We start from the raw sequence: 10,340 nt of genomic DNA, 5'->3' as shown, positions 1-10,340 counted from the left end.
TAGTTGTGCGAGTCGCCTGGATCCAGGCTGCGCAGCTACTGGATGAGCATTTCGAGAGATCCCCCGATTTCAATTTGAGCGCCTATTGGGAATATTGGAGCAGCGAATACGAACGTGAAAAGCCTCAGTATCCGGTCAGGGTGCGTATCTCGGCGGAGTTGCTTTCGGCGCTGCCAGGACAATTCGGCAAAGTGATTCAAGCTGAGATCGAAAATATCCAGCAACCAGATAGCGATGGCTGGATAACCCTGACGCTGCCCTTTGAATCCCTGGAAGATGCGCGTAATAATTTACTTAAACACGGCAGCGCGATCGAGGTGCTTGAACCCATCGCGCTGCGTTTTTCGTTGATCGATTTCGCTGAACAAATCCGTGCGCGTTACGCTGGCTAACCTTGTTCAGCTAATGCGGCTTGATAGGCCTTCCAGCCGGGGCACCAGCCCGTATGCCATTTCCACAAACGCGCCATAAACGACTTTGGCTTCGCTTCGGCTTTCAGCCGCATTGAGCAGGTTGCGCACGACATTTCTTCGGATTTCGTGGGTTTTTCGTCAGTCATCAGATGCTCCTTTTTCTGTAATTAGCCAATTATATTATAGCGATTCGCTCTCTCGCAAAAAGTTACATACATCACTTATACGTAGAATACAAAGATATGGTTTCATCGACTATAATATTCGGAGTAATCTTGTCACAAAAGCTAACTACTTATGTCAAAACAAAAAACACGCCATTTACCCCTCTCCACCGAAGATATCATTGCAGACTATCGTCTAGCCTACAAGAGTCGTCAGGCTAGCATCATTGGCCGCCGGGAAGTACTCACCGGCAAAGCAAAATTCGGAATATTTGGCGCGGGGAAGGAAGTTGCCCAACTGGCAATCGCCCGCGTTTTCCAAAAGGGAGACTGGCGCTCAGGCTATTATCGCGACCAAACCTGGCTTTTTGCGCTCGGGGCGCACACCTTCCCGGAGTTTTTCGCTCAACTCTACGCCCACGCCAATGTTGAAGCTGATCCGGCTTCGGCTGGCCGGGCCATGAACGCTCATTTTGCCAGCCGCTATCTGAATTCCGATGGTTCATGGAAAACCCAGACCGAAATGTACAATATCTCCGCCGATGTTTCCCCAACCGGTTCACAGATGCCGCGCCTGGTGGGGTTAGCATTTGCCTCACGCCTGTACCGCGATCTGGACGACCTCAAACCTTTTCGCGAATTCTCCGATAATGGAAATGAAATTGCCTGGGGCAGCATCGGCAACGCCTCCACGGCCGAGGGCATGTTCTGGGAGTCGGTTAACGCCATCGGTGTGTTGGGCGCGCCAGCCATCATCTCGATTTACGATGATGGCTATGGCATTTCGGTGCCCAATCAATTCCAGATGGTCAAAGAAAGTATTGGCGCCATTCTGAGCGGCTTTCAGCGCGACCCTGGCAACGCAACCCACCATGACCGCGGCTACGACCTGTACACTGTGCGCGCCTGGGATTATTCCGCTCTGCTGGGTGTGTACCAGGCCGCCGCTGAGACTGCTCGCCAGCACCACATCCCGGCGTTGGTACATGTGACCGAAGTGACTCAACCCCAGGGGCATTCCACCTCGGGCAGCCACGAGCGCTATAAATCTCCTGAGCGCTTGCGTTGGGAAGGCGAGTTTGATTGCATTGTCAAAATGCGCCAGTGGATTCTTGATAATGACATCGCCACGGAAACTGACCTTAAGGCCTTCGAAAAAGAAGACCGGCGCGAAGTAGAGAATCACCGCAAGGCTGCCTGGGTGGCATTCACCAGCCCGATGCAGGCTGAGCGCGACCAAGTGCTATCTCTGCTAGACGAGATCATCCTGGCCTATCCCAAATCTACGCGCCTGACCGAAATTCGTACCGGACTTGCGAAGTTGAGCACGCCCATTCGCCGCGATGCCTACACCGCCCTGCACGCCGCCCTGCTCGAAACGCGCCAACAAAACACTCCGGCGCGTCAACAATTACTGGCCTGGAAACACGCGCAGGACGCCATCAACGCCGATCGTTTCAGTTCGCATCTACATACCGAAACCGCTCTGTCCATAGAGCCAGTCAGCCCTCAATTCACCCAAAAATCACCAACGGTGCGTGCCTTCGATATTTTCAACGCTTGCTTCGACGCCGCCCTGACGCGCGAGCCGCGGCTGATTTTCTTTGGTGAAGATGTTGGTCAGCTTGGGGATGTCAACCAGGGTTTGCATGATATGCAGAAAAAATATGGCACCACACGCGTGATGGATACAGGCATCCGCGAAGTGACCATTTTAGGGCAGGCTATCGGTATGGCGATGCGCGGCCTGCGCCCGATTGCCGAAATTCAATATCTCGACTATTTGCTCTACGCCTTGCAACTTATGTCGGACGATCTGGCAACGCTGCTCTGGCGCACCAAAGGCGGCCAAAAAGCTCCGGTCATCATCCGCACGCGCGGCCACCGGCTGGAAGGCATCTGGCATTCCGGGTCACCTCTGGCGGGGATCATTAGTTTAGTACGCGGCATGTATGTGTTGGTGCCGCGCAATGCCGTGCAGGCCGCCGGATTTTATAATACGCTGCTGGCCGCCGACGAACCTGCTCTGATGATCGAAGTACTTAATGGCTATCGGCTGAAGGAGCGCCTGCCCGACAATATTGCCGAAATGATGCTTCCGCTGGGTGTGCCAGAAGTGCTCCGCCCCGGCGACGATATTACCCTGGTGACGTATGGCGCGCTGTGTCGCATTGCGCTGGAAGCTGCAGGCCAGCTTGCTCAAATTGGCATCGAAACCGAAATCATCGACGTGCAATCGCTGCTTCCGTTTGACCGCCCTGGTATTATTCTTGAATCACTCAAGAAAACCAGCCGCGTCATCTTTGTCGATGAAGATGTCCCAGGCGGCGCTACGGCCTATATGCTGCAAGAAGTCATCGAGAAACAAGGTGGCTACTACTGGCTCGATTCGCCGCCGCGCACCCTCAGCGCCAAGGCCCATCGCCCGGCCTACGGCTCCGACGGCGATTACTTCTCCAAGCCCAATGCGGAAGATATTTTTGATGCCGTGTATGCGATCTTCAATGAAGTTGAACCCGACGCGTACCCTGATCTTTATCGGTAAACGGAGGAATTATGCCTGTAAAAATAACTGTCCCACTGCTCGGTGAGGGAGTAGAAGAAGTCACCATCGTCAATTGGCTGAAAGCCGAAGGCGATTCGGTAGAAGAATTTGAAGGTTTGTTGGTGGTTGAGACGGACAAAGTGACCACAGAAATTCCCAGCCCGATCAACGGTACCGTGCTCAAGATTGTCGCCCCTGAAGTGGGACAGATTATGGGCGTAGATACCTTATTAGCCTGGATCGGCCAATCTGGCGAATCCATACCGGATGATGATTCTGCCCCCGAAGTGGAGTCTCAGACGCAACCCGCAGTGGCAGAATCCGCACCGGGGTTGGCTGCCATACCCGAGCCGCGTGCCGCAAGCCTGCCCACCGGACGGAATCAAGCTCTGGGTTTTATCTCCCCCGTTGTGGCGCGCATCGCTGCCGAGCATCAACTCGATTTATCCCAAATTAAAGGTAGCGGGCGGAACGGGCGTATCACAAAAAAAGATGTACTGGCATGGGTCGCAAGCGATAAGCCAGCGGAACCAAAACGTGTTACAGAAAGCCCGGAAAACTTCATCCCCCACACGCTGATGCGGCGGCGAATTGCCGAACATATGGTGGCGAGCAAGCATACTTCGCCGCATGTGACAACAGTGATGGAAGTTGATTTGAGCCGAGTTGTAAAACATAGAAAAATAAACTTAAATGGCTATGCGCAAGATAATGTTCGGCTCACATTTACAGCCTATTTTATTGCCGCGACTGTAACCGCGCTAAAAGCGTATCCGCTGGTAAATTCGTCGTGGAGCGAAGACGGACTGGTGCTACACCGCCAGATTAACATCGGTATGGCGACAGACCTGGGGGATGAAGGGCTAATTGTGCCGGTAATTCACAATGCTGCCGAGCTTTCGCTGCTGGGGCTGGCACGCGCCGTCACCGATCTGGCAACACGGGCGCGAGAGAAAAAACTGCAACCCGCTGAAGTTCAGGGGGGCACATTCACAATCACCAATCACGGCGTCAGCGGTTCCCTATTCGCCATGCCAGTCATCAACCAGCCACAATGTGCAATCTTGGGCGTGGGCAAGCTCCAGAAGCGCGTGGTGGTGCTAACGGATGAATTTGGCGATGATACGATTGCCATTCGCCCGATGGCCTACCTGACCCTGACCTTCGATCACCGCATCCTGGATGGAGCCAGCGCCGATCATTTTCTGGCGAAGGTGGTAGAATCGCTGGAAAATTATTGACGGAAACCATAACGGAGAATAATCAATGACCGAAAATTATGATGTTATCGTAATCGGCGCGGGGCCGGGAGGTTATGTAGCCGCCATCCGCGCTTCACAACTGGGGTTAAAAACTGCCATCGTTGAAAAAGAATGGCTGGGCGGCGTATGCCTGAATATAGGTTGTATCCCGTCAAAGTCGCTATTGAAAAACGCCGAGGTGGCGCAACTACTGCGTACCGGGGGGCGTACTTTTGGTTTCTCTTTTGACAATCTGGAACTGGATTTCCCCAAAGCTGTCAAGCGCAGCCGCCAGGTATCGGGGCGCCTGACCAAGGGCGTGGGCTTCCTGATGAAGAAGAATAATGTTGACGTCCACATGGGCACAGCCAAACTCACCGCAACGAACACCGTCAGCGTTACAAACGACGATGGCAACGCCCAGGACCTCAAAACCAAAAATGTCATCGTTGCAACCGGCGCAAGCCCCTTTATCATCCCCGGCGTGGAAGTCGATGGCGAGAAAGTGGTTACCTATCGTGAGGCTATTTTACAAGAAAAGCTGCCCGCCTCGGTGGTGATTGTCGGGTCTGGCGCGATTGGTGTGGAATTTGCCACGGTGTGGAATGCTTATGGCGTAGATGTGACCATCGTCGAGATGCTGCCGCGCATCGTTCCATCGGAGGATGAAGAGGTCAGCATAGAGTTGGCAAAAGCCTTCAAGAAAGAGAAGATCAACACATTGGTCAGCACAAAAGTCGAGAAAATTGAGACGACAGAAAAGGGCGTAAAAGTAACCGTCAGCAGCGAGGCGGGCGAGCAGGTCATTGAAGCCGAGCAGGCGCTAATGGCCATCGGTTTCAAACCCAACACCCAGGGCATCGGCCTGGAAGATGTTGGCGTGAAGATCAGCGAGCATGGCGCGATTGAGATTGACGAACGTATGGCGACCAACGTATCCGGCATCTGGGCGATTGGTGATGTAACTGCAAAGTTGATGCTGGCACATGTTGGCTCAGCTCAGGGCATGATCTGCGCCGAGCAGATCGCCGGTTTGGAAACGCACACCCTGGATTACGAAATGATGCCGCGGGCCACCTACTGCCATCCACAGGTAGCTTCCTTTGGGATCACTGAAGCGCAGGCGATTGAGCGCGGCCACGAGATAAAGGTCGGGCGTTTTCCCTTCCAGGCCAATGGCAAAGCCCTGGGGCTGAACGAATCCACGGGCTGGGTTAAGATCATCAGCGATGCCAAATACGGCGAAATTTTGGGCGCGCACATGATTGGCCCAGAAGTCACAGAATTGCTCCCCGAGTTGACTATCGCACAAATGATGGAACTCACCGCGGCAGAAATTGCCCGCAATGTACACGCCCATCCTACGCTGAGTGAAACACTCATGGAAGCAGCGCACGGCATCGAAGGGCACGCTATCCATATTTAGTGCTGTCGTTAATTTTTATAAAAAACGTAGATGCACAAATGAATTCACCAAATTGTGTATCTGCGTTTTTATTTTGCACTAGGCTTGAACGAACTATTTTCTCCCCAAGAGATATTGATCAAAGAAGGCAATCACCCTACGCTCGAATTCATAAGGGAATGCATCGTACATGCCAACATGGCCTACCCCTGGCTCTGTCCATAAAGCGCGCGGTTCGCCCGAGGCCATGTAGAGCCGGACAACAGAATCTGCCGGGATGGTAGCATCCGCTTCACCCTGAATGAACAACACCGGGCGCGGGCTGATCGTCCCTACCACATCCAGAGGACGAAGTTCATCCGCGGCCAGGCCAGTCTCCAATTGAGCGAAGAAGCGCACAAACGGGCGCAGCACCGGCACATACACAAGCCGTTCCAGCATCTCTTCGATGGCCGGGAAGGCACTATCGGCAATCAGGGCTTCAATTTGGGGAAATTCTGCCGCAGCCAGGATAAGCACAACCGCCCCCATCGATTGACCATACGCACCCACGTGCTCAACTTCGGTCTGTTTGAGAGCAAAGGCCAGCGCCGCAACCACATCCTGCACTTCATCAACACCCCATGTACATAGATCGCCTCCACTTTCACCGTGAGCGCGCGCATCCCATGAGAGAACACCGTAACCATTGCGGGCAAAAAGGGCATGGATTTCCGCCGAGCGGGAAACGCCATAACCATGCGCCACCAAGATTAGCGCGCCGTTCTCAGGCGACGTATACCAGGCGCTAAGCCATATTCCGTCGGAAGTGAATAATTCGATATTCTGATAGGCTACACCATGCTGCGCGGGGTTATCTTCTGGCGCCTGCTGGGAACGCGCCGGATGAGCATAGTTTTGCGCGCCATCAAAGCTAATTCGCAAAATTATGTAAAAAACACCGAGCGCCAACATGCCCACGCTAAACCCAAGCAAATTGCGCCAATATTTTGATTTCTTCATATTCATTCTGATTTACTAGCTGACGAATGCCTTAGTACTGCTACCGTATCACCCCGCGCACAACGACAACGCCATCCCCCCACTCGGCGGACGCGAATCGCACGGGCAATAGTTCTGCGCGCTGTAGTTGGGTCTGGATTTCACGTTCAATGGCTATGCGCAATGATTGAGGGAGCGGCAAACTTAAATCGATGATTTCCACCACGGGCAAGCCATCCACGAGGGCGATGCGCGCCTTGCCGCCAACATGGATGCGCAACCCGGAGAGTGTGATATCCCCTTCCCCGGAGATATAATCGGGCGTAATTTCGATCTTAGGATGCGCAAAAGGAATTTGGGGATATTGCCGCAAATACCAGGTGATGGTCTGTTCGGCTTCTAGCTCGGTGAGGGTGACTTGCCAGTTTTCGCCAGAATGCTCCCCGGAGTGGATATAGTCCAACAGGGCAACCACTTCCGGATCGCGTACGGCGTCTACAATATGCGGTTCCGGGGCCTGTAGCAGCAAATTCGTCCAGGTGAATAGATTCGCCGCAATTAATCCCCCTGCAATCCAAATATTTATTCGTCGCACCACAAAAACACGAAGAGATTTAGTCAATTTCATCGGTGGCCTATTCCCAGTCTTCGATCGATTCTTGCCATTCTTTGATGTCATCGAGGTTGCGCTCCACAAGGATCGCCGCGCCGACCAGCAATAAGCCGATGATCCCAAAGGAAACCCATTGATTTACGGCCTGCAGAGCATTGATCAGTTGCCCCAGCGTCGCCAACACCACGGCCAGAATTCCGGCGTAAAAGAAGCGCCGCAAACGGCGGGCGCTGCCCATTAGGAAAATTCCCAGGCCAGCTGCGCCTAATAATAAGGCAAATTGCCAGCCCAAAACCAGAGTCTGCCAAAACAACGAGCCAAGCATCAAAAACAGGGCGGCATAATCCAGGCCGCGTGCCAGACGTTTGCTGCCGGTAAACCATTCCAGCGCAGAAACCCCCAGCAGATACAGCCCAGTGGGAATAGCATACCATTGTACCTGCCGCAGCCCATCCCAGGCCTGGGTAAAGAAGGCAAATAGCAACCACCCTACCAACAGCATCCCTACGGCGACGTAACTCTGACGGATGCGGCGATACACCAGCGCATCACTAAGATAGAGCAGCCCCAGCAGTGAGAATACGCTCACCGTCATCTGCACGGTAGAGATAGCCACAATCTCACGGAAAGGCATACCGAAGATGGCACGCGCGGTCCAGGTTGCCAGGTCAAAGCCGAGGACAATTGTAAAGAACAACACCCCAAACGAAAGCGATAAACCAGAACGCTGCAAAGGGCGCGCCCAGCTTGCCAGCCAAACAGGAAGATTGCGGGCATTCTGATACAACTGCACGCCGTAGCCAACCAGCCCGTAACCCAATGCCAGATAAGAAAAATATACGGACAGGGCTTCAGCAGGGGCGCCAAGAAGCTCAACCCACTGGAATAATGCTAGTGCGCCCAGCCCGGCGCTGAGATACAAAAATGCCGGAGCCAGCCAAGCTGAAGCCAGCAGCAACATTAGCACGGCATGGATGACAGTCACCCATGCGCTGGCTGGTGTTTCCCACGAGGTGGAAGCCTGGGCAATGATGAAATCCAACATCACAACTAAATACAGGGGACGCGACCATCCGCGCAAGAATCGCGTCACTGCAAAAGGCGTGCCCTCCGCCAGACGGCGTTCGAGCCACAATCCCAGGCCAGCCATGACGACCGGCACGGGAGTAAACAACAGCCAGGCCCAATCGGGATAATTCCACCAGCCCAGCGCGTCCAGACCCGCTACCGCGGCCAGATGAACGGCCAGAATAGTAATGACCAACCAACTCCGTAACCGAAAGCGATAAATCCCCCAGGCGTAAAACCCCGCCAGCAATACCAGATTCAGCGCAGCCACATCTGAACGCTCATTGGTAAAAAAGGGACTAAACGAAGCCAGACCAAATCCCAGCGCATAGAGTGGCAAGCCCCACCAGCCCCACCAACGCTTCAGCAAAGCTCCCGGCCATTCCGGCAACTTCGACCAGGGAAAATCGTCCCAGACACCGTACCGGCGCTCCAGCAGCCAGCCCAGCACAATTGCCAGCAATGCCCCGGGAAGCAGGGCCAACCCAAAATAATCGTCGGTCAAACCTGAGCGTTGTATGGCGATCACGTATGGCACTATCACGAAGGCCGCGGCGGGCGTCAGCAAAATGGAACGCCTCAGCCAAAACGCGGCAACTGTATAAATCAGGGCTGCGCCACTATATCCCCATAGTGCGCCAATTTGATCCTGGCTGGAAGGCAACAAGCCCAACGCCGCCAGCGCCAGCGCCCCCAAAAGCGGAGCGATGCTGTAGCGGCGCAAGTCTACCCGGCGCAACAACCAGGCCTCCAACAGAAAAGCCGCGCCAAGCCCAATCAGCCACCAGCCCTGTCGATTTGCAGGAACTCCGGCCACATCCAATGCCAGCACCAACGCCAACGGAGCCAACCCCAGGGCTGGAACCAGCCAGGCCGGATGCCGAAAGAGCAGGGTCGAAATCAACATCAGCAAGGCATCATAAAGCAGCGCCATTGCCAGCAGGGCGGGCTGCTCGGCAATCAAAATCAGCAGGGTGCCCACAAATAGCGCAGAATAGGCCATCAGATACGCGGGCAAGGCATATGCCAGACGGAGTTCAGGGCGCGGCGCGGCTTTCCTGAGCCACCGGCCCGCTAACAAGCCCAGTGGAGTCAGCATCAACAGCAGCAAGCCGTAATGCTCCACCTGTGCGCCGGGCAGCCAACCCAATAGATACATACTCCAAATTGGGAACAGCCCAGCCGCCGGGTAAAGATATTTGCTCGCCCGTAAAGCTCCAAAAGAAGAAATTTCTCCAGCTAGCCGCTGGGTTTCACGATGCTGCACCCAGGCGGCCAGCACATACAGACCCAGCGCCAACCCAAAGGTATAACGGCTGGCTTCCGCATCGGTACTGGCCCACAAGAGCGCAAAACTCACCAATAGATGGGTGATGACTTTAATTGGCAAAGCAAAAGCTCGCCCTGCTGCGCGTTGCACCATCCGGCTGACGCCATAAAGCAGCCATGCCAGCGCCAGCCAACTGACCGCGAAACCGGCCACGCGCAGGCGGTATGGCGTAAACCAGCCCAGATGAGTCAAAATCGTCCACGGGGCGAAGACCAGCAGCGCCGCCAGCCACACAAAGCGCCTTTGGCGGAATAAATACGCCGCCCCAGCGTACAGCGCCGCAATCAGCAACAAAGCAACCACAGCCCAAATTTGCTGGATGCGTCCGCTCTCCAAAATCACCAAATTGCGCACCAGCGCCAAACCAATCGTCCCTGCCGAAATCGCCCAACCCCCGACCAACAACGGATGGCGATACAAACGCCAAGCCAATCGCACCAAAACACGCCAACGGCGCGCCAAACGCGCATCCGTGCGTACATGCTGCAGGCCGCGCTCAGCCAGCACCAACCCAATTGCCATCAACGCCGCCAATGCCGCCGAACGCCCGCTGCCCTGACTCAATACCGATACAATCAAC

8 protein-coding genes are annotated in these 10,340 nt (G+C 54.6%); 4 read left to right on the top strand and 4 right to left on the bottom strand.

What is annotated here, in order from left to right:
* Positions 1-392, top strand: a 392-nt coding sequence (locus tag HN413_01505) for a WYL domain-containing protein (protein MBT3389067.1), incomplete at its 5' end; no start/stop codon positions are given.
* Here the strand turns inward: HN413_01505 and HN413_01500 are convergent.
* Positions 389-559 (bottom strand): hypothetical protein, encoded by a 171-nt coding sequence (locus HN413_01500; GenBank protein ID MBT3389066.1) that lies wholly within the window; start codon positions 557-559, stop codon positions 389-391. The two genes, HN413_01505 and HN413_01500, sit on opposite strands and share 4 nt — an antisense overlap.
* Positions 560-710: 151 nt before the next feature.
* Between HN413_01500 and HN413_01495 the strand changes: the two genes are divergently transcribed.
* The 3 genes from HN413_01495 to lpdA are packed head-to-tail and all read left to right on the top strand — an operon-like array spanning position 711 to position 5,789.
* On the top strand, positions 711-3,122 hold the full coding sequence (locus HN413_01495) for a transketolase (protein ID MBT3389065.1): 2,412 nt from the start codon (positions 711-713) through the stop codon (positions 3,120-3,122).
* 11 nt (positions 3,123-3,133) lie between these two features.
* On the top strand, positions 3,134-4,363 hold the full coding sequence (locus tag HN413_01490; GenBank protein MBT3389064.1) for a 2-oxo acid dehydrogenase subunit E2: 1,230 nt from the start codon (positions 3,134-3,136) through the stop codon (positions 4,361-4,363).
* 25 nt (positions 4,364-4,388) lie between these two features.
* Positions 4,389-5,789: a dihydrolipoyl dehydrogenase gene (lpdA, locus tag HN413_01485; protein MBT3389063.1), complete on the top strand. Its 1,401-nt coding sequence runs from the start codon at positions 4,389-4,391 to the stop codon at positions 5,787-5,789.
* A 93-nt stretch (positions 5,790-5,882) separates the two neighbouring features.
* Here lpdA and HN413_01480 read toward each other — a convergent pair whose 3' ends face one another.
* From HN413_01480 to HN413_01470, 3 genes are all read right to left on the bottom strand, one after another.
* Positions 5,883-6,770, bottom strand: coding sequence for an alpha/beta hydrolase (locus HN413_01480; GenBank protein ID MBT3389062.1), 888 nt, complete (start codon positions 6,768-6,770; stop codon positions 5,883-5,885).
* Positions 6,771-6,810: 40 nt separating this feature from the next.
* Complete coding sequence (locus HN413_01475) at positions 6,811-7,377, bottom strand: hypothetical protein (GenBank protein MBT3389061.1); 567 nt, start codon at positions 7,375-7,377, stop codon at positions 6,811-6,813.
* A gap of 7 nt (positions 7,378-7,384) precedes the next feature.
* Positions 7,385-10,340, bottom strand: a 2,956-nt coding sequence (locus HN413_01470; GenBank protein MBT3389060.1) for a hypothetical protein, incomplete at its 5' end; no start/stop codon positions are given.

The sequence above is a fragment of the Chloroflexota bacterium genome (assembly GCA_018648225.1).
In the GTDB taxonomy this organism is placed as follows: Bacteria; Chloroflexota; Anaerolineae; order Anaerolineales; family UBA11858; genus NIOZ-UU35.
The sequence above is the reverse complement of the archived record's forward strand: the minus strand, read 5'-3'. Positions and strand labels throughout refer to the sequence as shown.

What these genes read in the sequence shown, in the direction of transcription:
- HN413_01500 (MBT3389066.1), bottom strand. Translation starts at nt 559, where the DNA reads ATGACTGACGAAAAACCCACGAAATCCGAAGAAATGTCGTGCGCAACC.
- HN413_01495 (MBT3389065.1), top strand. Translation starts at nt 711, where the DNA reads ATGTCAAAACAAAAAACACGCCATTTACCCCTCTCCACCGAAGATATC.
- HN413_01490 (MBT3389064.1), top strand. Translation starts at nt 3,134, where the DNA reads ATGCCTGTAAAAATAACTGTCCCACTGCTCGGTGAGGGAGTAGAAGAA.
- lpdA (MBT3389063.1), top strand. Translation starts at nt 4,389, where the DNA reads ATGACCGAAAATTATGATGTTATCGTAATCGGCGCGGGGCCGGGAGGT.
- HN413_01480 (MBT3389062.1), bottom strand. Translation starts at nt 6,770, where the DNA reads ATGAAGAAATCAAAATATTGGCGCAATTTGCTTGGGTTTAGCGTGGGC.
- HN413_01475 (MBT3389061.1), bottom strand. Translation starts at nt 7,377, where the DNA reads ATGAAATTGACTAAATCTCTTCGTGTTTTTGTGGTGCGACGAATAAAT.